Origin of the sequence: Pantoea sp. M_10 (assembly GCF_008631515.1) — a bacterium.
In the GTDB taxonomy this organism is placed as follows: Bacteria; Pseudomonadota; Gammaproteobacteria; order Enterobacterales; family Enterobacteriaceae; genus Pantoea; species Pantoea anthophila.
The window spans coordinates 259901-281262 of the sequence record NZ_VWUL01000002.1 but is presented as its reverse complement, the minus strand read 5'-3'; the positions used below and the strand labels follow the sequence as shown (position 1 = coordinate 281262).

The window sequence follows — 21362 nt, the reverse complement described above, 5'->3', positions numbered from 1 at the left end:
TCTTTATGCAGGCAGCAGGTTACGCACCTGTTGCTGCTGGATGTAGAGTTCCCGGAACAGACGCAGCCGCTGTTGCAGCACGGCTGCGCGAGCGTCGTCCGGTTGATAGCGCGCCTGGACTGGCGGCTTCAGGCACACCTCATGCTCAGCACCGCCATCAGCCAGCCACGCCAGACGTGCCGCCCCCAGCGCGCCAGAGGCGCTGGCCGGGTGAGTAACAACCGGCAGTTGCAGCACATCGGCAATCAATTGCGCCCACAGCGTGCTGCGCGCGCCTCCACCGGTGAGGCTGTATTGCTGAATGGGGTGCCGGGCCTCGCCGAGCGCCTCTGCCCCATCAGCCAGTCCGAATGCCACGCCCTCAATCACCGCATAGCCCAGCAGGGCGCGCGGCGTTTCATGGCGCAGATTGAAGAAAGAACCGGAGGCGTCAGGATCGTTGTGAGGGGTGCGCTCCCCGGAGAGATAGGGCAGAAAAATCGGGGCGCTGCGCAGCTGTTCATCACTGAGCTGAGCCATCTCCTCCATCAGCTGGCTTTCACTCACTGACAGCAGATTGCACAGCCAGCGCAGACAACTGGCGGCGCTGAGCATCACACTCATCTGATGCCAGCGGCCCGGCAGCGCATGGCAAAAGGCGTGCACCCCGGATTGCGGGTCCGCCTGCAACCGGTCATTGACCACAAAAATCACCCCGGACGTCCCCAGTGAGATAAAAGCATCCCCGGCGTTCACCGCGCCTACCCCGACGGCCGACGCGGCATTGTCCCCGCCGCCGCCTGCCACCGTGACTGAGGTGGATAAGCCCCACTCGCTCGCCAGTGTCGGCTGCAGATGTCCACTTACTGCACTGCCTTCCACCAGTTCAGGCATGGCGGCACGCGTCAGTCCGGTGATGGCCAGCAGTTCGTCCGACCAGTCACGCCGGGATACATCGAGCCACAGCGTTCCGGCAGCATCTGAAGGCTCAGTGACAAAGCGTCCGGTCAGACGCCAGCGCAGGTAATCTTTCGGCAGCAACACCTTATCGATACGGCTGAAGATCTCTGGCTCATGTTCCGCAACCCAGCAGAGCTTTGGTGCAGTGAAGCCAGGCATAATCATATTGCCGCTGATCGCTATCATCCGGGGATGCTGCTTCGCCAGCCTTTCACACTGTGGTGCGCTGCGCGTGTCGTTCCACAGGATACATGGACGCAGCACCCTGCCTCCGGCATCCAGCAGCACGGCCCCGTGCATCTGACCGGACAATCCTATCGCGCGAATCTCAGCCCATGCCTGAGGAGACTGATGACGCAATCCCGCCAGAACCTCACAGCAGGCTTGCCACCAGCGCTCAGGCTCCTGTTCTGCCCAGTGAGCATGCGGACGCTGCACGCTGAGCGTGGCGTGCTGAGACGCCACAATCTCACCCTGCGTGTTCACGATCAGCGCTTTAAGCTCTGAGGTACCGATATCAATACCGAGATACATGATTACACCGCCGCCAGTTCAGGCTGCTTCAGCCACTGCTGCAGATTCGCCACCTGGCGCGTCACCAGCTCATGAAACGCCTTATCGGACGCCAGTTCCGCAAACAGCGCGCGATCGCTCAGGAACGCACGGAGCGGATCGGCGCTGGCGAACTGTTTACGCAGCGTCTCGGCCTGAAGCGCACCATCCTGATAGGGATAGGGTAAGTCGTCACTGGCCCAGCGCTGCATAAACAGGAAGAAGAGTGCCGGGATCACCGCCGTTGCGGTCGGCTGCACGCCGCGCTGGTAACACGCCTGCAGGGTTGGCGTCACCATGCCGGGAATTTTGGACAAGCCATCGGCACCGACGCGCTGATTGGTGTCCTGAATATAGGGATTACTGAAGCGGGCCAGCACCACATCGCGATAATCCGCCAGATCGAGCGGGCTGGGTGACAGTGAGGGAATGACATCCTGGGTCACGTAGTCGTGCGCCAGTTGATAAATGGCCGGATGACGGGTGCTCTCATCGATATAGTTCAGCCCAATCAGCGTGCCCGCCCAGGCAATCGCGGCATGGGTCGCATTAAGGATGCGAATTTTCGCCTCTTCCCACGGCAGCACCGATTCCACCAGCTCAACGCCCACCTTTTCGAGTGCCGGGCGCCCGGCAATGAAATCATCCTCAATGACCCACTGAATAAAAGATTCGGCCATCACTGCGGCACCCTCCTCCCTGCCGGTCGCCGCCTGCACGCGTTCGGCCACCTGCGGGGTGGGTCGCGGGGTGATGCGATCCACCATGGTATTCGGTGAGCGGGTCTGTGTACGCACCCAGTCGGCCAGCGCGGTATCGCCTTTGGCCGTCAGAAACGCCAGGAAGGCGTCACGAAAACGCTCGCCATTGTGGCGCAGATTGTCGCAGTTCAGCAGCGTGACCGGTGCTCCGCCCACGGCAACCCGCTGTGTCAGAATGCGGCTGAGTGCGCCGTAGAGGGTGCGGATGTCGCCACCCAGATCGGCCTTCACGTCCGCCTGAGTGAGATCCAGCGTAAACGCGGGCGTCAGGTAGTAACCTGCTTCTGTCACGGTGAAGCTAATCACACGTGTTTCCGCACGGGCGCCCTGCTCAATCAGCGCGCTGATGTCGCTATCCCAGGGCAAAATTTTGCGCAGCGACGTGATGGTCTCATAGTCGCGCTCACCTTCGGGCGTCACGGTTTCCAGCACATATTCGCCCTGCTGCTGCGCGAGCTGATCAAGCAGCGGCGCGGCGTCCTGGCGGATATTGCCCAGCGCGATGCCCCAGCTTTCGTCGCCCTGCTTACGCAGCTGATGCAGATACCACGCCTGATGTGCCCGATGAAAAGATCCTGCGCCGATATGCATCCACACGGATTGATTGGTCATAATCGCCTCAATTAAACATTTGCCACAGTGAGGGGCATTTGCCCGATAGCCGTTAGCATAGTGTTCATTACGCGGATCCTTCTGCGAACTCTGTCACAAATAATACTTTTGCTCTTTTATTGGGCTTTTGCCCGGTTAGCGCTTTTTGCCCGGCTCGCGTTAAGATGTCTCCCTGAATTCGACGGAACAGCGTGATGAGCAGAGAAGAGAAAAAGCAGGAGCTGGCCGCGCGTGCCGCATGGATGTATTACGTTGCGGGCGTGACACAGCAGGAGATTGCGCAGGCGCTGGGATTGTCGCGCCAGGTGGCGCAGCGTCTGGTATCCAGTGCTCGTGAAATGGGCATGGTGAACGTAAAAATCGATCATCCCGTCACGCACTGTCTGCAGCTGGCGCGTGAGGTCCAGGAGAAGTTTGGTCTGGAACTCTGTCGCGTCGTGCCCTCGGCCAGTCTGAACGAGGATGCCATTCAGCAAATGCTGGCCGTCGAAGGGGCGGCGGTCATGGCACAGTTCATCAGTGAGGAAGCGCCACAGGTCTTTGGCATTGGTTCCGGTAAAACCTTACGCTCGATCATCGACGCGTTACCCTGGGTGGATCGCCCGCAGCATCATTGCGTTTCGATGATTGGCGCCATCGCGCGGGATGATTCCGGGACACGTTATGATGTCCCGCTGAAGATGGCTGAAAAGATGCAGGGTAAGTATTTCTTTATTCCGGCCCCCCTCTACGCCGACACGCCTGAAGATAAAGCGATGTGGGTGCAGCATAAGGTGTATCAGCGCGTCACCGAACGCGCCTTACGTGCAGACGTAGCCTTTGTCGGGATTGGCGAAGTGATGCCAGGCTGTCCGCTGAACGCCGAGGGATTTATTACCGATGCGCAGGTTGAGGCGCTGAATGCGCGTGGCGTCGCGGGCGAGATGCTCGGTCACTTTTTCAATCAGGAGGGTGAACGCGTGTGGGGGGAAACGGATGAACTCCTGACCAGCGTGCATCTGGAAAGCCAGACACAGCGCAAAATCATTGGCTTTGCCGGTAGCGAACGCAAGTATCCGGCGATCCGGGCCGCCTTACAGGGCGGCTGGGTATCGGGTCTGGTGACCGACGAGGACACGGCGCTGAAGTTACTGCAGACGTGACGCAGCGGGCAGGCGCAGGGCACGCCGATGCCCTGCTTCCCGCACCTGTCCGCCCCGCTATTCGTTACTTCAGCGATCCCTTGAGGAACTGCTGCAGTCGCGGGCTTTTCGGGTTACCGAACAGCTCCGCAGGCGCTCCCTGCTCTTCGATTTTGCCCTGATGCAGGAATATGACGTGGCTGGAAACGTGGCGGGCGAACTCCATCTCATGGGTAACGACGACCATGGTTTTTCCCTCCTCAGCCAGCTTCTGCATGATGCGCAGCACTTCGCCTACCAGCTCCGGATCGAGCGCCGAGGTCGGCTCATCAAACAGTAACACTTCCGGCTCCATGGCCAGCGCACGCGCAATCGAGACACGCTGCTGCTGACCACCCGAGAGATGAACCGGATACTTCGCCTGTGCCCGTGCGTCAATGCCGACTTTATCGAGATAGCGGATCGCCCGTTCACGCGCTTCCGCCTTGCTCAGTCCCAGCACCTGAATCGGCGCTTCCATCACGTTTTCCAGCACCGTCATGTGGCTCCAGAGATTGAAGTGCTGGAACACCATGGTCAGGCTGGTGCGCAATGCGCGCAGCTGCTCTTTATCAGCCACTTTCAGCTGACCATCTTTGTCACGGACTAAGTTGATCTGCTGGTTGTTGACGACGATGCTGCCTTCACTCGGTTTTTCGAGAAAGTTGATGCAGCGTAAAAAGGTACTTTTCCCTGAACCGGACGATCCTATGATACTGATCACATCGCCCGCTTTAGCAGTTAACGAGACCCCTTTCAGCACTTCATGTTCACCGTAACGTTTATGCAATTCGGTGACGCTTAATTTATTGTCAGCCATAGTTCTACTCAATGCGATGAAGAGGGTTTCACGTGGGCCAGCCAGCGGCGTTCCGCCAGGCGGAACAGGCTGATCAACACGTAAGAGATAATCAGGTATAACACCGCCGCCAGGCCAAAGGCGGTGAACGGCTGATAGGTCGCGGAGTTAATATCCCGCGCGATTTTCAGCAGATCCGGCACCGTCGCGGTGAAGGCCAGCGCCGTGGAGTGCAGCATCAGAATCACTTCGTTGCTGTAGGCTGGCAGCGCCGTGCGCAGCGCCGACGGCAGAATGATGCAGCGATAGAGTTTAAAGGTCGAGAAGCCATACGCCCGCGCCGCCTCAATCTCCCCGTGCGGCACAGAACGAATGGCCCCGGCAAAGATCTCCGTGGTGTAGGCGCAGGTGTTAAGCGTAAAGGCGAGTAACGTACAGTTCAGGCCACTGCGGAAAAAGGCATTCAGCAACTCCGTGCCTTTCACAATCTCCAGCGTGTACATCCCGGAGTAAAACACCAGCAGCTGCACGTAGAGCGGCGTGCCACGGAAGACGTAGGTAAAGAGCCAGACCGGAAAACTGATAAAGCGATTAGGGGAAACCCGCGCAATCGCCAGCAGAATAGCCAGGCATCCGCCAATGGCGACCGAGAGGATCAGCAGCCAGAGCGTGATCGCCACGCCGGTAAAGCGATAACCGTCTGTCCAGAGCAGCGATTTCCAGTATTCCTGAATAATATCAATCATAAGTCGCCCTCTTCACGCCTACCGTATAGCGCCGGTTCAGCCACCACAGCACGCCATTCGACAGCGTGGTGAACAGCAGGTAAATCACGCCCGCCACGATGGCGAAATAGAACGGCTGCCAGGTGCTTTTTCCGGCCAGCTGCGTCGCCTTAACGACATCTTCCAGTCCGAGCAGCGAGACCAGCGCGGTGGCTTTCAGGATCACCTGCCAGTTGTTACCGATGCCGGGCAGCGCATAGCGCATCATGGCCGGGAACAGAATGCGGCGAAACACCTGCGCGCCGGTAAAACCAAACGCGGTGGCCGCTTCAATCTGCCCTTTCGGCACCGCCATAAAGGCACCCCGGAACGTTTCAGTAAAGTAGGCACCATAGATAAAGCCGAGCGTGATGATACCGGCGACCATCGGGTCGATATCAAACTGCGCCATGCCCAGCGCATCGGTGATCTGGTTGAGGACAATCTGCAGACCGTAGAAGATCAGCAGCATTAATACGAGGTCGGGCACGCCACGGATCAGCGTGGTGTAGCCTTCAAAAATCATCGCCAGAGGCCGGCTGCGCGACAGTTTCGCGCCTGCGCCGATCAGCCCCAGCAGCACTGCCAGCACCACGGAAGTGAGCGCCAGTTCCAGCGTCACCAGTGTGCCCCTGAGAATTACATCAGAATAGCCATACAGCATCGAAAGGGTCCTGTCGTGGGGTGAAAACAAAACGCTGCCCGCCAGACATCGACGGGCAGTTTAGCTTTATCACTCTGGCGTCTCTGCCATCCGCCCGCGGGGCGCAGCGGCGTTAAGCCGTCCGTTCCGGCGGGCTTCAGCAACCAGAGGATAAAGCGACAGGATGGTTAGTCGCCGTACACATTGAAATCGAAGTATTTCTTCGCAATCTTGTCGTAGGTGCCATCTTTACGCATATCAGTAAAGGCTTTGTCGATAGCGGCCTTCAGCTCGCTGTCATCTTTACGCAGCCCCATGCCTGTTCCGACACCAAAGATCTTGTCATCTTTTACCGCCGGACCGGCAAACGCGTAGTTCTTGCCCACCGGCTGCTTCAGGAAGCCTTCGCTGGCCTGAACTTCATCCTGGAAAGCGGCATCAATACGGCCCGCATTCAGATCCTGATAGACCAGATCCTGGTTCGCATAAGGCGTAATCGTCACCCCTTTTGGCCGCCAGTTCTCATTGGCATAGGTTTCCTGCGTGGTGCCCTGCAGCAGACCGATGTTTTTGCCTTTCAGCGATTCAATCGTCGGCTCGATTTTTGATCCCTTCGGTGCCACTAAACGTGCGTTGGCGGCGTAGAGTTTTTCTGAGAAGGCGATCTCTTCCTGACGTTTTGCTGTGATGGAGAGTGAGGAGATGATGGCATCAATTTTCTTCGCTTTCAGTGAAGGGATCAGCGCATCGAAATCACTTTCGACATAGGTACATTGGGTATGGATACGTTTGCAGATTTCGTTAGCGAGGTCGATATCGAAGCCCACTAACTTGCCTTGCGCGTTTTTCGACTCAAACGGTGGGTAAGTTGGATCTGTACCGATGCGGATTGACCCCGGAACCGCCGCAAAGACGCTGGCAGCACTGGATAAGCCCAGCATCAGGGAAAGAGCCAGAACACGCTTTTTCATAGATTACCCTCAAGTGAAGTGCTTTTTGTTATGTGGTTCGTGATGTGAATGCGCTAATTAATCTGCATGTTTCATGCCAGATCTGCAAGTTATCCACGCAGTTAGCGTGACGCCAGTGCGGTGAAAACCGCCTGTTTATAGGGGGGAATATAGCAGTGAAGTAAAAGAGAAAAAGCGATGATGTTAACTTTTGGTGCGTCAGATGCACGAAGAGTGATCCGGGGCGCGCTTATGCACTAATTAAGTGCGCCCGCGGAACTTTATGCACCCTGCCAGCGCATAAACAGATCTTCCGGCAGGTCGATATCAAACTGATCGATAACGCGATTAACGGTCTGGTCGATGATCTGCCCGATGGTATCAGGACGGTGATAGAACGCCGGAACGGGCGGCATGATGATAGCCCCCAGTTCGGCTGCCGTGGTCATCATGCGCAGATGACCGACATGCAGCGGGGTCTCGCGCACGCACAACACCAGTTTACGCTGCTCTTTTAACACCACGTCCGCTGCCCGGGTCAGCAGGGAGTCACTGTAGCTGTGAACGATGCCTGACAGGGTTTTCATCGAGCAGGGTAAGATCGCCATGCCCAGCGTTTTAAACGACCCGGAGGAGATATTCGCGGCAATATCGCGCACGTCGTGCACCACATCGGCCAGCGCCTGTACGTCGCGAACCGAGTAGTCGCTCTCCAGTCCCAGCGTCTGACGCGCCGCCTGACTCATGACCAGATGCGTTTCCACCTCTTCCACCTGCTGCAACACCTGCAGCATGCGCACGCCGTAGATCACCCCGCTTGCGCCAGAGATGCCAATGATGAGTCGTTTCATAGTCCAACCTTGTCTCCGCTAATGCACCATCATAACGCGGCCGGACGATTTCTGAAAACAAACAGGGCGGGATTGCTCCCGCCCTGTTCTGTGCTGTCCGCCTGTCGGGGATATCAGCCTTCGTTGTGCAGCTCGAGGTTCTCGACTTCGTTCTGGCGCTGAAGCGCTTTCGCGTCATCATTACGCAGCGACTCAAGATACTCCAGATACTGCTGATCGACATCTTTGGTCACGTAGACGCCGTTGAAAACCGAACATTCAAACTGGGTAATATCCGGATTCTCTTCACGCACCGCTTCGATCAGATCGTTGAGATCCTGGAAAATCAGCGCATCCGCTTTGATCAGCTGGCGGATCTCTTCCACTTCGCGGCCATGGGCAATCAGCTCCGTGGCGCTCGGCATATCGATGCCGTAGACGTTCGGGAAGCGAATTTCCGGGGCCGCTGACGCCAGGTAAACCCGTTTTGCGCCCGCTTCACGCGCCATCTCAATGATCTGCTCGGAAGTGGTGCCACGCACGATGGAGTCATCCACCAGCAGCACGTTTTTATCACGGAATTCCGCGCGGTTCGCGTTGAGCTTACGACGCACTGCGCTGCGACGTAACTGCTGGCCCGGCATGATAAAGGTGCGGCCGACGTAGCGGTTCTTCACGAAGCCCTGGCGATAGGGTTTATCGAGAATACGCGCAATCTCCAGCGCGATATCGGTTGAGGTTTCCGGGATTGGAATCACCACGTCGATATCGAGATCTTCCCACTCGCGGGCAATTTTTTCACCCAGCTTGGTGCCCATACGGACACGGGCGCTGTAGACCGAAATCTTGTCGAGGAAGGAGTCGGGACGTGCAAAATAGACATACTCGAACAGGCATGGATTGCTTTTCGGGTTTTCAGCACACTGACGGGTCGACAGCTGGCCCTCTTCAGTGACATAAACCGCTTCACCCGGTGCCACGTCACGGATGAACTCAAAGCCCAGCGTATCAAGCGCCACGCTCTCTGAGGCAACCATATATTCGGTACGGCCGTCAGCGATGACGCGCTTGCCGAGGACCAGCGGACGAATGCCGTTAGGATCGCGGAAGGCGACCATGCCGTGTCCGATAATCATCGCCACGACGGCGTAAGCGCCGCGCACCTGCTGATGCAGGGCTGCAACCGCAGAAAAAATGTTGTCAGCTTCCAGCGGATCGTTCTGGAAGCGATCCAGTTCCTGCGCAAAGATGTTCAGCAGGATTTCAGAATCTGACGTGGTGTTAACGTGACGGCGACCCTTTTCGAACAGATGCTTACGCAGTTCATGGGCGTTGGTCAGATTACCGTTGTGCGCCAGAGTGATGCCATAGGGCGAGTTGACGTAGAAAGGCTGCGCTTCAGAGGCACTGGAGCTTCCCGCCGTAGGATAACGCGCGTGACCAATGCCCATGTTGCCCTGCAGACGCTGCATGTGACGTGCTTCGAAAACGTCGCTGACCAGGCCGTTTGCCTTTCGCAGGCGAAAACATTTCAGCGCATCGATAGTACAAATGCCTGCGGCATCCTGCCCGCGGTGCTGGAGCACCGTTAACGCGTCATAGATCGACTGGTTGACCGGCATGAAACCGGTGATACCGACAATACCGCACATGTTGTCATTTCCTCATTAAGCCGCACTCCCGGTCACATCACCGGGGTAAAAAACTCGACGTGCTTTTCAGGTAATCAAAAAACCACCTGATGATATAACTGAACTCGGGAATGAGTTGAGACTGTTGCCAGTCCGGACTTTTGGAAAAGCCAGTGAATGTATCAAGGAAGAACAGCAAAGCGGCCACAATCAGCACACCACGCAACGCCCCGAAACAGACTCCCAACACCCGGTCGGTTCCCGACAGGCCGGTTTTTTCCACCAGCGTGCCGATAACGTAGTTCACTATGGCCCCGACTATCAGGGTTGCCACAAACAGCACACCGATGGCGATACCGTTACGAACCAGTTCGTCGTCAAAACCTGTAAACCAGACTGCAAGGTAGGCGTAGTAATGACTGGCGACAAAAAACGCGCATCCCCAGGTAACAAGAGATAAGGCTTCCCGGACAAACCCACGAATCAGGCTGACCAGAGCCGAAAAACCAACTACCGCAATAATGACGTAATCAATCCAGATCATGAACTCTTCCAGCGCCAGTGCAATTGCACCCCTGCATCCAGTTCGGGGCGCATTCTAACAGAAAAAGAAAACGTTTGCGTAGCGGTTTTCCTTTTCTGCATCCATAAAAAAGGCGATAAAAAAATTCGCTATCGCCCGGGTGATTCTCAGCCGTTCATGCCGTTGAAAATCGTCACTTTTTCCGTCACGCTGCGCTATAAATGAACGCGCCAGCCGGTAAAAGACGCTGCCTGTTACTGCTATCGGCAGCGCCAATCACCCGATTAGCGGGCACTGTAGGGTTTCACCACACCGCCCAGTCCGGAGATGTTTTTCAGCTCGCCCACTGCGCTCTGCATTTTGGCTTTAGAGGCGTCCGGCCCGACATAAATTCGGGTAATCTGCCCCTGCACCGGCGTTGACGGCACGGTAAAGGCGCGATAGCCCGAGAGCCGAAGCTGTGCCACGATCTCGTTCACTTTGCTGGCGTTTTTCAGCGCGCCCAGCTGCACCACGTACGCCTGCCCTGCCGGCGCGGTGGTCTCTGCCGCTTTCGGCGCCGTCTCTTCCTTCGGCTGCTCAACCGCTTTAGGCTGTTCAGCCGGCTTCGGCTTCGGCTGCTCTGCCACTTTCGGCTTCGGCTGTTCCACGGGCTTCGGCTTAGGCTGCTCGGTTACTCTGGCTTTCTGCTGCTCGGTGACCTTCGGCTTCGTGACCGTCTGCGCAGGCGCAGACTGATGAACCGGTGGCGGCGAGACCACAGCCGGATCGCTCTCCTCTTCCGGCTGGGTGCGGCCCTGTTCTGCCGTCACGTTGGTTTTACCGCTGCCGTTACTGCTGCTCACCGCATTGCCCGCCCCTTCCGGCGGCTGCGACGGCAGCGACTGCGTGACCGGCGGCACCATTTCGCTGTCCTGCTGGTCGTCCGGTTTTGGCACCAGCGGAATCGCGGCGAACTCCTCTTTATAATGCTTTTTCTGACCATCCAGCAGCCCTGGCAGGACAATCACGCCAACGGCGACCAGAATAATCGTGCCGACTAAACGGTTCTGAAACTTACTTGCCACGTCCTTTCTCCGTTTCAATCGATTCCATGACCTGCGCCACGGTGTGGAATGACCCACAAACCAGCACAACGTCCTGCGGCGCGGCCTGCTGACGCGCCTGCTGCCAGGCGAGTTCAACCGAGCTGAACGCCTCGCCCTGCGGCAGGCTGCTCAGCAGCTGCTCCGCCGTGGCACCGCGCGGGCCATCGAGTGGCGCGCAGTACCAGGCATCCACCACCGGAGCCAGCGCTGCCAGCGTTCCGGCGATATCTTTATCATGCAGCATACCCACAACCGCGTGCACTTTGCCGCGTGCCGGCAGGGCGGCCAGTCGAGAAGCCAGATAGCCCGCCGCATGCGGGTTGTGCGCCACGTCCAGAATCACACGCGGGGATTCACTGATGGTCTGAAAACGTCCTGGCAGCATCGCCAGCGGCAGGCTGGCGCGAATCTGCGCCTCGCTGACCGCAAGCCCGGACATGCGCAGGGCCACCAGTGCCGTCGCCGCGTTGGGCAGCGGCACCTGCGGCAGGGGCAAATCGTTCAGCTCACCGGCCGCATCCCGCAGCGACCAGCTTTCCGCCTGCGCATGAAAGGACCATTCACGGTCGCGCTGCATCAGCTTAGCGCCCTTTTCCTGCGCCACCATGGCAATACTCTGCGGCATTTCCGGCTCACCGACCACCGCCGGTTTGCCTGCCCGGAACACACCCGCTTTTTCCCGCCCGATGCTTTCGCGATCCGGGCCAAGCCAGTCGGTATGATCCAGAGCAATGCTGGTGACGACGGCGACATCAGCATCAACAATATTGGTGGCATCCAGTCGTCCGCCGAGGCCCACCTCGAGGATCACCACATCCAGCTTCGCCTGGCGAAAAAGATTGAGCGCGGAGAGCGTGCCGAATTCAAAATAGGTCAGTGAAATGTCTGCCCGTCCCGCTTCAATCTCCGCAAAGCTGGCGCAGTGCTGCGCTTCGCTCAGCTCCTCTCCCTGAACCCGGACGCGCTCGGTGTAGCGCACCAGATGGGGTGAGCTGTAGACGCCAACCCGATAGCCTGCGGCCATCAGCAGGGTTTCCAGCGTGCGGCAGGTGGTGCCTTTGCCGTTGGTACCGGCGACGGTAAAAACAAAGGGGGCGGGTTTCAGCAGGTCGAGACGTTGTGCCACCTGGCGAATGCGATCCAGACCCAGTTCGATCGCCTGGGTATGCAGGTGCTCAAGATAATAAAGCCACGTGGCCAAAGGCGACGTGGCTTGAGGAAGGTGAAGATTGTCCATATGTCCCGTTTTGCTTATTGATACCCGGCAGACTGCTGCTGCGGTATACGGTGCATTGGTAAGAGGCGCGGTGGACGCGCCTCTCTATCTCCTGTCAGGCCTCGTTGCTTTCCGATTCAGTCGGCGCAGGGGCGGACTGTTCACCGTCATGCAGCGGTGCCGGCAGGTTCATCATTTTTGCCAGCAGGCTTGCCAGTTTGTAGCGCATTTCCGGACGGCGGATGATCATGTCGATCGCGCCCTTTTCAATCAGAAACTCACTGCGCTGGAAGCCTGGCGGCAGTTTTTCACGCACGGTCTGTTCGATAACGCGTGGGCCGGCAAAGCCGATCAGCGCTTTCGGTTCCGCCACGTTGAGGTCACCCAGCATGGCAAAACTGGCGGAAACACCGCCCATGGTCGGGTCAGTCAGCACGGAAATGTAAGGCAGACCGCGCTCCTGCATTTTCGCCAGCGCCGCACTGGTCTTCGCCATCTGCATCAGCGACATCAGCGCTTCCTGCATACGTGCACCGCCACTGGCGGAGAAGCAGATCAGCGGACAGTTATCTTCTAACGCCTGCTCAACCGCACGGACAAAACGCGCGCCGACCACAGAGCCCATTGAACCGCCCATAAAGGCAAATTCAAAGGCGGCCGTAACAACCGGCATGCCGTGCAGCTGACCTTTCATCACGATCAATGCATCTTTTTCGCCGGTGTCTTTCTGGGCGGCGACCAGACGATCTTTATACTTCTTGGAGTCGCGGAACTTGAGCAGATCTTTCGGCTCGAGTTCACTGCCAAGCTCAACCAGGGTGCCCTGGTCGAGGAAACTGCCGAGACGCTCACGGGCGTGCATACGCATGTGATGGTCACACTTCGGGCAGACCTCAAGATTACGCTCCAGCTCGGCGCGGTAGAGAACCTGGCCACAGCTGTCGCACTTGGTCCAGACCCCTTCCGGGATACTGGCTTTGCGCGCAGGCGTCGTGGTGCTTTTATTAAGAATTCGTTCAATCCAGCTCATTGATGACCTTTCTGTTTAAAACTGACCTGGTCCAGTCGTCTTGATACTGCTGAAAACCGCTTCAGCAGACGGTAAATGTCGCTCATTAAACCACAACCTGTTCAGACTGTGGATAAAAATCTGGTCTTACCCCTGAGCAAAGTCTCAGGGCAGCTTCTGCTGTTTAGCCTGACGGCGATGACGCCAGACTTCGATAACGCCCGGCAGGACGGAGACCAGGATAATGCCCACAATCAACAGCTTCAGGTTTTCCTGCACCACCGGCAGATCGCCAAACAGGTAGCCCGCATAGGAGAAGAGCAGGACCCATAACAGCGCACCGGTGACGTTGAACAGCGCGAAGTGGCGATAGGACATATGGCCCATACCGGCGACAAACGGCGCAAACGTGCGGACAATCGGCACAAAGCGCGCCAGGATGATGGTTTTTCCGCCGTGACGGGCATAAAACGCATGGGTTTTATCCAGATAGCTGCGGCGGAAAATCTTTGAGTCCGGGTTACTGAACAACCGTTCGCCAAACAGCCGGCCAATGGTGTAGTTCACCGCATCGCCCAGAATCGCGGCGGTCACTAACAGCGCCACCATCAGATGCACATTCAGATCGTTCCCCGGCAGGGCTGCCAGCGCGCCTGCGACAAACAGCAGGGAGTCGCCCGGCAGGAAGGGCGTCACCACCAGTCCGGTTTCGCAGAACAAAATCAGGAACAAAATCGCGTAAATCCAGACGCCGTACTGAGCAACCAGCTCGGCAAGGTGCACATCAATGTGCAGAATAAAATCAACCAGAAAATGGAGGAACTCCATAGCGTGCCCTTTAATGTCCTGAAAGTGAATTAATCCGCGAGGAACAGGGGTCCCATCGGCGGCTGTGGTAACGCAAAGTGGGATGGATAATCCACCGCCACCAGATACAACCCTTCTGCCCGGGCTGTAGCGGCCGCTAACGTCCGATCTTTCGCCGCCAGCAGCGTTGCCATCCATGACTCCGGCTTGTTGCCGCAGCCTATCTCCATCAGGCTGCCCACGATATTGCGCACCATGTGATGCACAAAGGCGTTGGCTTTGATATCCACAATCACGTAAGGGCCCTGACGCGTCACGTTGAGGTGAATCACGTTGCGCCACGGCGTACGCGACTGGCACTGCACCGCGCGGAATGAGGTGAAATCATTCTCGCCCAGCAGGCATTGCCCGGCGCGCTGCATCTTTTCCGCATCCAGAGGATGGTAAAAGTGCGTCACGCCCTGCGCCAGCACCGCCGGACGCAGACGCTGATTGTAGATCAGGTAGCGATAGCGGCGGGCGGTGGCGCTGAAGCGGGCATGGAAATCTTCCGGCACCGCTTTCACCCAGCGAACGGCTATGTCCGGCGGCAGATTGGCGTTGACGCCCAGCGTCCAGGCGCCGTCAGGCCGCTGCGCCGTGGTGTCGAAATGGACCACCTGCCCGGTGCCGTGCACGCCGGCATCTGTCCGGCCGGCACAAAAGATGCTGACCGGATGATCGGCGACTTTCGACAGCGCACGCTCAACCTTCTCCTGCACGCTGCGGACTTCATTCTGGCGCTGCCAGCCGTAGTAACGGCTGCCGTCATACTCAATGCCGAGCGCCAGTTTTTGCATCTGACCTTCGGACATGGTTACAGGTACTCCTGAACCAGTTTCTCTGCGGTTTTCACCGCCATCAGCGCGCCGCCGAAACGGATGTTGTCCGCCACGGACCAGAACTGCAGCAGCTCCGGGATGCCGTAATCGTTGCGCACAGCGCCGATGCTGAGCTCGCCGTTGCCTGATGCATCCGTAACCGGCGTCGGCACCTCATCTTCTTCACTGAGACGAATGTCAGACGCCAGCGCCAGTTCGGCACGCGCTTCCTCAGCCGAGAGCGGACGCAGGTTTTCAATGTGCACGATCTGCGCATTTCCGTAGAAGACCGGCGCCTGAACGCTGCTGACCGCAATCGGCAGGCCTTCGTCCTGCAGCACTTTACGCACCTGCTCAACCACCCGGCGCTCACTCTCAACGCTGCCTTCCGCATCCGCCTGTTGCGGCATCAGGTTAAACGCCAGCTGACGACCAAAATGGTGATCGTCGGCCGGGATGCCATTCAGCAGGCGGGCACTTTCACCGGCCAGCGCATCGACCGCCACTTTGCCATAGCTGGAGACCGAGATCAGATTGGTCACCTGCAGGCGGCTCAGTCCGGCCGCATCGAGCAGCGGTTTAATCGCGGTCAGCAGCTGGCTGACCAGATTATCCGCCACGCTGATGATATTGCGATTACGGTAATCTGCCAGCACGTGCGGGTTCACATCCGGTACCACCAGCGGCACATCCGGCTCCAGCGCAAACAGCTCGCTGCTGTCGATGACCAGACACCCGGCGTTGGCCGCTTCCTCCGCAAAACGGGCTGAGGCGTCACGCCCTGCGACGAAAAAGGCCAGCTGCGCCTGCGACCAGTCGAACGTCTCAGCATTTTCGACCCGCAACGTGCGGCCCTCGAAACGTTTGTTTTCGCCCGCGCTATTTTCGCTGGCCAGCAGATACAATTCACCAACCGGGAACTGGCGTTCCGCCAGCAGTTCCAGTACAGCGTTCCCTACTGCGCCTGTCGCGCCCAGTAGCGCAATATTCCAGCCGTCAGACATGTTGGTTTACTCCAGACAATGACATAAAAACAGAAGGCGGTGATATTCACCGCCCAGGGATTCAGATTTATCCCCCTCCTTAACCAGCACGCGGCAGCGCCGCCTGCGTTCACTGCGGCATCGCGCGCCGGTTACGCCGGAGAGTGGATTGCGTTAAAGCCCAGCTGATTCAGCATCTCAGCCGTGGTGGCGTCATTACACTTCACCCGCAGCGATGACCACTCACGGCGCTCCAGATATTGCTTACGCAGGCGATCAAATTCGCCGGGCTGCGCCGCCACTTTTCGCAGGGGGGCATCATCGCGGCGCACATCATACACCAGATGCGCCAGGCGTTTCAGCGTTGGCTGATCCAGCGGACCATTCAGGGTGATTTCACTGAATTCCGGCTCCGGCAGCAGGGTGCTGAGCGGCACCTGCTGCGGCTGACCGATAAAGTCACACCAGGCTTCGAACACCTGGGTCGTGCCGCGAGCCTTGCCTTCCAGCGTGTAGCCTGCAATGTGTGGCGTGGCGATGTCGACCCTGTCCAGCAGCGCCAGAGAGAGGTCCGGCTCCGGCTCCCAGACATCCAGCACCACGCTAAGGTCGTGCCGCATTTTCAGCACCTCCAGCAGCGCGACGTTGTCGACCACCGGGCCGCGACAGGAGTTAATCAGAATAGTGTTGGGCTTCAGCGCCATCAGCAGCGCGGCATCGGCCAGGTGCCAGCTCTTATAAGGCCCCTCTTTAAACAGCGGCGTGTGGAAAGTCAGGATATCGGCCTGCGCGGTCACCGCCTCCAGCGACAGGAAATCCCCTTCGTCACCGCGATCGGCGCGCGGCGGATCGCACAGCAGGGTTTTGATGCCCCAGGCTTCCAGGCGCTTCTGCAGCCGTCCACCGACGTTGCCGACACCCACGATACCGACCGTGCGATCGCGCAGCTGGAAACCATCACGTTCCGCCAGCAGCAGCAGCGCGGAGAAAACGTACTCCACTACCGCAATGGCGTTGCAGCCGGGCGCCGCAGAGAACGCAATGCCGGCCTGCTGCAGCCAGGCCTCGTCGATATGATCGGTGCCCGCCGTGGCGGTGCCGACAAATTTCACCGGCTTGCCCGCCAGCAGCGCCTCATTCACCTGCGTCACTGAGCGCACCATCAGCCCGCTGGCATCGGCCAGTTCATCCACCGGCAGCGGACGTCCCGGCACCGCGACCACGTCGCCGGTCCGGCTGAACAACTCACGGGCATAAGGCATATTTTCATCGACCAGAATTTTCACCACGGCTTTCCTGTCTGTTGCATGAGAGGCAATTATTCTGGCACAAAGCACCGCTTTAGCCTAACCGGGCGCGGTAGCGCTCCGGCGTGGTGCCCGCCTGCTGCTGAAACATCACAATCAGCGCCGAGGCGGAACTGTATCCCAGCTCATGGGCGATACTCTGCACGCTTTCGCCCTGCTCCAGCAGCACGATGGCGCGCAGAAAGCGCAGCCGCTGTCGCCATTCACCAAACGTCATGTGAAGCTGCTGCTGGCAGCGCCGCGCCAGCGTCCGTTCGGTGGTAAAGACCCGCGCCGCCCAGCCTGCCAGGGTGGTGTTATCTCCCGGGCAGGCTTCAAGGGCATGGAGCACCGGCGCCAGAAATTTATCCTGAGAGGTGGGCAGATAACTCTCCTGCACCTCCGCCAGCAGCAGGCGATCGCGCAGTACCTCACACAGCCGCCACTGCGCTTCGGTTTGGGGCTGTTCAAGCTGTTGATCGGCAAAGGTATCCAGGATGGCGTGTGCAATCGCGTCGATTCGCATCAGGCAGGCCTGCTGCGGCAGACCAGCGCAAAGCGGGGCCGCCAGATTAAAGGTGCGGAACTGCGCCTGACGATGGTTATAACTGCTGTGCTGCTGCCCCGGCGGGATCCAGACCGGCATGTCAGCCGGGGTCAGCAGGCGTTCACCCTCTACCTGCATCTCCAGCACGTAACTCTTTACCAGAATCAGCTGGCCCCAGGCATGGGCATGCGGCAGATATTCCGTGCGGGCATTGGCCTGTTCATAGCGCATAAAGTAGCGCAGCTGCGAGACGTCAGCGGGCGGCTGGTAAGTCACTTTCAGAGTCATTCTGTCCGCTCTGTTAAAATTTTTGTCCGATATTAACTATCTGGATAAAACCGGACAAGCGTACACTGCGTCGCATTATGATTCAGGAGAGTCCGTATGTTTTTTCTCTATCCGCTCGGTGCGGTGATGATCTGGTCGATCAACGCGATCGTCAGCAAACTGTCGGCCAGCGCGATCGATCCGGCAGCCATCTCATTCTATCGCTGGCTGCTGGCGCTGCTGGTGCTGACGCCGTTTGTGCTGCCCGGTGTGTGGCGCGCCCGTCAGGCGATTAAGCCCCATCTCTGGCGGCTGGCGATACTCGGTCTGCTTGGCATGGTGCTCTACCAGAGCCTCGCCTATTACGCGGCGCACAGTGTCAGCGCTCTCTTTATGGGGATCATCGGCGCGCTGATCCCGCTGCTTACCGTCCTGCTGAGCGTGGTGATCCTGCGTATTGCGCCGACATCCGGCATCCTGTTCGGCAGCATCCTCTCCTTTGGCGGTCTGGTGTGGCTGGTCAGTGAGGGCAACGTGCTGCAGTTGCTGCATCACGGACTGGGTAAAGGGGAGCTGATGATGCTGGCGGCTTCCACCGCCTATGCCCTTTATGGCGTGCTGACTAAGCGCTGGGCGCTGCCGCTGCCCATCTGGCACAGCCTCTATGTGCAGATTCTGGCAGGTGTCCTGATGTTGCTGCCCGGCTTTCTGCTGGCACCTGATGTCTCGCTTGACCGGCATAACCTGCCGCTGGTGATGTTTGCTGGCCTGTTCGCCTCCCTTATCGCGCCATTTTTGTGGATCCACGGTGTACAGCGCCTCGGCGCGAGCACCACCAGCATCTTTATGAATCTGACTCCGCTGTTCACGGCGCTTATCGCCGTGCTGTTCCTTCATGAGCAGCTGCACAGCTATCACTGGATCGGCGGGGGGCTGACGCTGGGCGGGGTGATCCTGGCGCAGCGACTGCGCACGCCCTTAACCCGGTACAAATCGGCTAACCTGCGTGAGCTTTAAATAATATGGTCACCCGCAGTCCGCCCAGGAGCGAACTGCGATCCAGGTGCATGGTTGCCCCATGCCAGGCACAGATATCCTGCACCAGTGCGAGACCGATACCGGCTCCCGGCTGGATACCGACATTGTCCAGCCGCTGAAAAGGCTGTAACGCCTTCAGCTGCTCCGCCCCCTCAATGCCCGGCCCGCTGTCCTCAATTTCAAGGCCCCCCACAATCACCCGCGCGGTGACAATGCCGCGACAGGGGGTATATTTAATCGCATTGTCCAGCAGGTTGGCGCACAGTTCGCCAATCAGCACGCCATCGCCCCTGACCAGACAGCTCTCCTCCCCTTCGAAACCCAGATCGATCTGCCGGGTACGGGCCGCCATATAGCGGCTGAAACAGGCATCGCGCACGATAGCCGCTAAATCAACCCGCGCCATCGGTTTATCCTCGCCATGACGCGCTTTGATACGGGCTAACTGTAACAGCCGATCGGTCAGAATAATGGTCTCATCCAGTGTATGACGCATCCCGAGCAGACTCTCCTGCCAGGCTTCAGGACGCTCACTGCTGAGCGCGACGCTGACCTGCGTTTTGAGGATGGTCAGCGGTGTGCGCAGCTGATGTGCCGCGTCAGCACTGAAACGATCCTGGCGCGCCAGCAGTCCCCGCAGTCGGGCAAGATAGCGGTTAAAGGCGATGATAAGCGGTTGCAGTTCTGACCACGGCAAGGAGGGAAGAGGCGTTAATTCGCCACCGTCGCGCTGCAATACGATGCGCGACAGCCGCCGTAGCGGGCGCAAAACCCGACGCAGCATCAGGCTGGCCAGCAGCAGTGTCATCAGAACCAGTCCGCTCTGGCTGATCAGCGCAGTTTGCATTAGCTGGCGGGCAAACTCCTGACGTGAGTTGATGGTTTCCGCCACCAGCACCAGCGCCATGCCATCCACTCCCGCTTCGCTCACTGGCTGCCATAATGCCGCAACGCGAATCCGATGCTGGTGATAGCGTCCATCATAAAAATGCACCAGTGCGGGATAAGCGTTCGACATTTTGCTGGTGATGGGTATGGGCGGCAGATCGTTATAGCCCGATAACGTTTTTCCCTGCGGTGAAATCACCTGATAAAAGAGCTGATCGTTCATGTTGCGTTCGAAGCTGTCGAGCACAACCCACGGCACATCAACCTCCAGATGCTGTTCCCGCACCACCAGCCGCTCTGCCACCGTTCGCGCTGACGCCAGCAGCGAGCGGTCATAAGCCTGATTAGCGGCCGCCAGCCCGCTCTGATAGTGGGTATAGACTGAGAGCGCCCAGAGCAGTAAAAGTGGCAGGCCAAACCATGCCAGCAGCTCACCCCGCAGCGAATGAATCAGCCGCATGAGAGCGTTTCCAGGCTGTAACCCAGCCCGCGCAGGGTCACGATCGCCACGTTGCTGCCTGCCAGCTTTTTACGCACCCGATGTACATAGAGCTCGATACTCTCCGGGCTGGCTTCATCTGACAGGGTAAAGGTCTGCTCGTACAGTGACTGACGCGAAACCGGCCTGCCCTGCCGCTGCATGAGTGTCGTCAGGATGCTTGCTTCCCGCGGCGTCAGCGCCAGGGGTCTGTCTGCCAGCAGAAAATAGCCTTCGCCATCCAGCACCAGCTGACCCAGTGACTGGTTTTGCGATGTGTGACTCTGACTGCGTCGCAGCAGCGCCCGTAACCGCGCTTCGAGTTCATCCATTTCAAAGGGTTTCGTCAGGTAGTCATCTGCCCCCAGGTTCAGACCCCGTACACGATCGTCCAGCGCACTGCGTGCAGTCAGTAGCAATACCGGCACACTTTGTCCGCGTCGCCGCAACCGTGCCAGCACCTCCAGTCCATCCATGCGTGGCAGTGAAATATCGAGCACGACCAGTGCATAGGCTTCACATTGCAAAGCATGGTCGGCCGCCATGCCATCCGCGACCCGGTCGACGGCGAACCCTTTTTGTGTGAGGGCTTTTTCCAGCCAGCGTGCCAGGTCTTCCGTATCTTCAACCAGTAAGAGACGCATATCACATCCTGCTATTAAATCCGCGCACTGAAAGGTAAATGAAAGGTAACTGTTTTAACAATTCGGTAACGCTGATGTTTCAGCGGC

The 21362-nt window shown here is 58.4% G+C and carries 21 protein-coding genes; 2 read left to right on the top strand and 19 right to left on the bottom strand.

Going from position 1 to position 21362, the window contains the following annotated elements:
- Nucleotides 1-3: 3 nt before the first annotated feature.
- Together xylB and dalD are read right to left on the bottom strand one after the other, a co-directional pair.
- Complete coding sequence (xylB, locus tag F3I47_RS08255; protein WP_150028893.1) at nt 4-1473, bottom strand: xylulokinase; 1470 nt, start codon at nt 1471-1473, stop codon at nt 4-6.
- Nucleotides 1474-1475: 2 nt separating this feature from the next.
- Complete coding sequence (dalD, locus tag F3I47_RS08250) at nt 1476-2864, bottom strand: D-arabinitol 4-dehydrogenase (RefSeq protein WP_150028894.1); 1389 nt, start codon at nt 2862-2864, stop codon at nt 1476-1478.
- 194 nt (nt 2865-3058) lie between these two features.
- Between dalD and F3I47_RS08245 the strand changes: the two genes are divergently transcribed.
- A complete protein-coding gene (locus F3I47_RS08245) occupies nt 3059-4006 on the top strand; it encodes a sugar-binding transcriptional regulator (RefSeq protein WP_046102278.1) in 948 nt (315 codons plus the stop codon).
- A 64-nt stretch (nt 4007-4070) separates the two neighbouring features.
- Here F3I47_RS08245 and hisP read toward each other — a convergent pair whose 3' ends face one another.
- The 15 genes from hisP to F3I47_RS08170 form a co-directional block, all read right to left on the bottom strand.
- Nucleotides 4071-4844 carry a histidine ABC transporter ATP-binding protein HisP gene (hisP, locus tag F3I47_RS08240; protein ID WP_009088986.1) on the bottom strand — a complete coding sequence of 258 codons (774 nt, stop codon included), beginning with the start codon at nt 4842-4844 and terminating at the stop codon, nt 4071-4073.
- Nucleotides 4845-4852: 8 nt separating this feature from the next.
- The gene (locus F3I47_RS08235) at nt 4853-5569 is read right to left on the bottom strand and encodes an ABC transporter permease (RefSeq protein WP_009088985.1); all 717 of its coding nucleotides are present in this window, start codon (nt 5567-5569) and stop codon (nt 4853-4855) included.
- Entirely contained in the window at nt 5562-6251 is a 690-nt protein-coding gene (locus tag F3I47_RS08230) for a histidine ABC transporter permease HisQ (protein WP_009088984.1), read from the bottom strand. The genes F3I47_RS08235 and F3I47_RS08230 overlap by 8 nt, the downstream gene beginning before the upstream one ends.
- Before the next feature lie 167 nt (nt 6252-6418).
- The gene (gene argT, locus F3I47_RS08225; protein WP_009088983.1) at nt 6419-7201 is read right to left on the bottom strand and encodes a lysine/arginine/ornithine ABC transporter substrate-binding protein ArgT; all 783 of its coding nucleotides are present in this window, start codon (nt 7199-7201) and stop codon (nt 6419-6421) included.
- A gap of 260 nt (nt 7202-7461) precedes the next feature.
- Nucleotides 7462-8031, bottom strand: a complete 570-nt coding sequence (locus tag F3I47_RS08220; RefSeq protein WP_009088982.1) for a UbiX family flavin prenyltransferase — start codon at nt 8029-8031, stop codon at nt 7462-7464.
- Between the two features lie 113 nt (nt 8032-8144).
- Nucleotides 8145-9662, bottom strand: a complete 1518-nt coding sequence (gene purF, locus F3I47_RS08215; RefSeq protein WP_009088981.1) for an amidophosphoribosyltransferase — start codon at nt 9660-9662, stop codon at nt 8145-8147.
- Between the two features lie 37 nt (nt 9663-9699).
- Nucleotides 9700-10185 (bottom strand): colicin V production protein, encoded by a 486-nt coding sequence (cvpA, locus tag F3I47_RS08210; protein ID WP_009088980.1) that lies wholly within the window; start codon nt 10183-10185, stop codon nt 9700-9702.
- A gap of 263 nt (nt 10186-10448) precedes the next feature.
- Nucleotides 10449-11231 (bottom strand): cell division protein DedD, encoded by a 783-nt coding sequence (gene dedD, locus F3I47_RS08205; RefSeq protein ID WP_140029083.1) that lies wholly within the window; start codon nt 11229-11231, stop codon nt 10449-10451.
- Nucleotides 11221-12489 (bottom strand): bifunctional tetrahydrofolate synthase/dihydrofolate synthase, encoded by a 1269-nt coding sequence (gene folC / locus F3I47_RS08200; RefSeq protein ID WP_150028895.1) that lies wholly within the window; start codon nt 12487-12489, stop codon nt 11221-11223. Before folC ends, dedD begins: the two co-directional genes overlap by 11 nt.
- A 94-nt stretch (nt 12490-12583) precedes the next feature.
- Complete coding sequence (gene accD, locus F3I47_RS08195; RefSeq protein ID WP_009088976.1) at nt 12584-13498, bottom strand: acetyl-CoA carboxylase, carboxyltransferase subunit beta; 915 nt, start codon at nt 13496-13498, stop codon at nt 12584-12586.
- A gap of 144 nt (nt 13499-13642) precedes the next feature.
- Complete coding sequence (locus F3I47_RS08190) at nt 13643-14305, bottom strand: DedA family protein (RefSeq protein ID WP_009088975.1); 663 nt, start codon at nt 14303-14305, stop codon at nt 13643-13645.
- Between the two features lie 29 nt (nt 14306-14334).
- Nucleotides 14335-15138, bottom strand: a complete 804-nt coding sequence (gene truA / locus F3I47_RS08185) for a tRNA pseudouridine(38-40) synthase TruA (protein ID WP_009088974.1) — start codon at nt 15136-15138, stop codon at nt 14335-14337.
- A 2-nt stretch (nt 15139-15140) separates the two neighbouring features.
- Entirely contained in the window at nt 15141-16148 is a 1008-nt protein-coding gene (locus F3I47_RS08180; RefSeq protein WP_111207526.1) for an aspartate-semialdehyde dehydrogenase, read from the bottom strand.
- Between the two features lie 131 nt (nt 16149-16279).
- Nucleotides 16280-17413, bottom strand: coding sequence for a 4-phosphoerythronate dehydrogenase PdxB (gene pdxB / locus F3I47_RS08175; RefSeq protein WP_150028896.1), 1134 nt, complete (start codon nt 17411-17413; stop codon nt 16280-16282).
- Between the two features lie 55 nt (nt 17414-17468).
- Nucleotides 17469-18248: a helix-turn-helix transcriptional regulator gene (locus F3I47_RS08170; protein WP_009088969.1), complete on the bottom strand. Its 780-nt coding sequence runs from the start codon at nt 18246-18248 to the stop codon at nt 17469-17471.
- A gap of 96 nt (nt 18249-18344) precedes the next feature.
- Between F3I47_RS08170 and F3I47_RS08165 the strand changes: the two genes are divergently transcribed.
- A complete protein-coding gene (locus F3I47_RS08165; RefSeq protein WP_150028897.1) occupies nt 18345-19244 on the top strand; it encodes a DMT family transporter in 900 nt (299 codons plus the stop codon).
- On the opposite strand, the gene F3I47_RS08160 is transcribed toward F3I47_RS08165, so the two are convergent.
- Nucleotides 19225-20613 (bottom strand): sensor histidine kinase, encoded by a 1389-nt coding sequence (locus F3I47_RS08160; protein ID WP_150028898.1) that lies wholly within the window; start codon nt 20611-20613, stop codon nt 19225-19227. The two genes, F3I47_RS08165 and F3I47_RS08160, sit on opposite strands and share 20 nt — an antisense overlap.
- On the bottom strand, nt 20604-21275 hold the full coding sequence (gene tctD, locus F3I47_RS08155) for a transcriptional regulator TctD (RefSeq protein ID WP_140923021.1): 672 nt from the start codon (nt 21273-21275) through the stop codon (nt 20604-20606). The genes F3I47_RS08160 and tctD overlap by 10 nt, the downstream gene beginning before the upstream one ends.
- Nucleotides 21276-21362: the final 87 nt, after the last annotated feature.

Bases quoted from the DNA above. Each gene is read 5' to 3' on its own strand.
- xylB (WP_150028893.1), bottom strand. From the start codon at position 1,473: ATGTATCTCGGTATTGATATCGGTACCTCAGAGCTTAAAGCGCTGATC.
- dalD (WP_150028894.1), bottom strand. From the start codon at position 2,864: ATGACCAATCAATCCGTGTGGATGCATATCGGCGCAGGATCTTTTCAT.
- F3I47_RS08245 (WP_046102278.1), top strand. From the start codon at position 3,059: ATGAGCAGAGAAGAGAAAAAGCAGGAGCTGGCCGCGCGTGCCGCATGG.
- hisP (WP_009088986.1), bottom strand. From the start codon at position 4,844: ATGGCTGACAATAAATTAAGCGTCACCGAATTGCATAAACGTTACGGT.
- F3I47_RS08235 (WP_009088985.1), bottom strand. From the start codon at position 5,569: ATGATTGATATTATTCAGGAATACTGGAAATCGCTGCTCTGGACAGAC.
- F3I47_RS08230 (WP_009088984.1), bottom strand. From the start codon at position 6,251: ATGCTGTATGGCTATTCTGATGTAATTCTCAGGGGCACACTGGTGACG.
- argT (WP_009088983.1), bottom strand. From the start codon at position 7,201: ATGAAAAAGCGTGTTCTGGCTCTTTCCCTGATGCTGGGCTTATCCAGT.
- F3I47_RS08220 (WP_009088982.1), bottom strand. From the start codon at position 8,031: ATGAAACGACTCATCATTGGCATCTCTGGCGCAAGCGGGGTGATCTAC.
- purF (WP_009088981.1), bottom strand. From the start codon at position 9,662: ATGTGCGGTATTGTCGGTATCACCGGTTTCATGCCGGTCAACCAGTCG.
- cvpA (WP_009088980.1), bottom strand. From the start codon at position 10,185: ATGATCTGGATTGATTACGTCATTATTGCGGTAGTTGGTTTTTCGGCT.
- folC (WP_150028895.1), bottom strand. From the start codon at position 12,489: ATGGACAATCTTCACCTTCCTCAAGCCACGTCGCCTTTGGCCACGTGG.
- accD (WP_009088976.1), bottom strand. From the start codon at position 13,498: ATGAGCTGGATTGAACGAATTCTTAATAAAAGCACCACGACGCCTGCG.
- F3I47_RS08190 (WP_009088975.1), bottom strand. From the start codon at position 14,305: ATGGAGTTCCTCCATTTTCTGGTTGATTTTATTCTGCACATTGATGTG.
- truA (WP_009088974.1), bottom strand. From the start codon at position 15,138: ATGTCCGAAGGTCAGATGCAAAAACTGGCGCTCGGCATTGAGTATGAC.
- F3I47_RS08180 (WP_111207526.1), bottom strand. From the start codon at position 16,148: ATGTCTGACGGCTGGAATATTGCGCTACTGGGCGCGACAGGCGCAGTA.
- F3I47_RS08170 (WP_009088969.1), bottom strand. From the start codon at position 18,248: ATGACTCTGAAAGTGACTTACCAGCCGCCCGCTGACGTCTCGCAGCTG.
- F3I47_RS08165 (WP_150028897.1), top strand. From the start codon at position 18,345: ATGTTTTTTCTCTATCCGCTCGGTGCGGTGATGATCTGGTCGATCAAC.
- F3I47_RS08160 (WP_150028898.1), bottom strand. From the start codon at position 20,613: ATGCGGCTGATTCATTCGCTGCGGGGTGAGCTGCTGGCATGGTTTGGC.
- tctD (WP_140923021.1), bottom strand. From the start codon at position 21,275: ATGCGTCTCTTACTGGTTGAAGATACGGAAGACCTGGCACGCTGGCTG.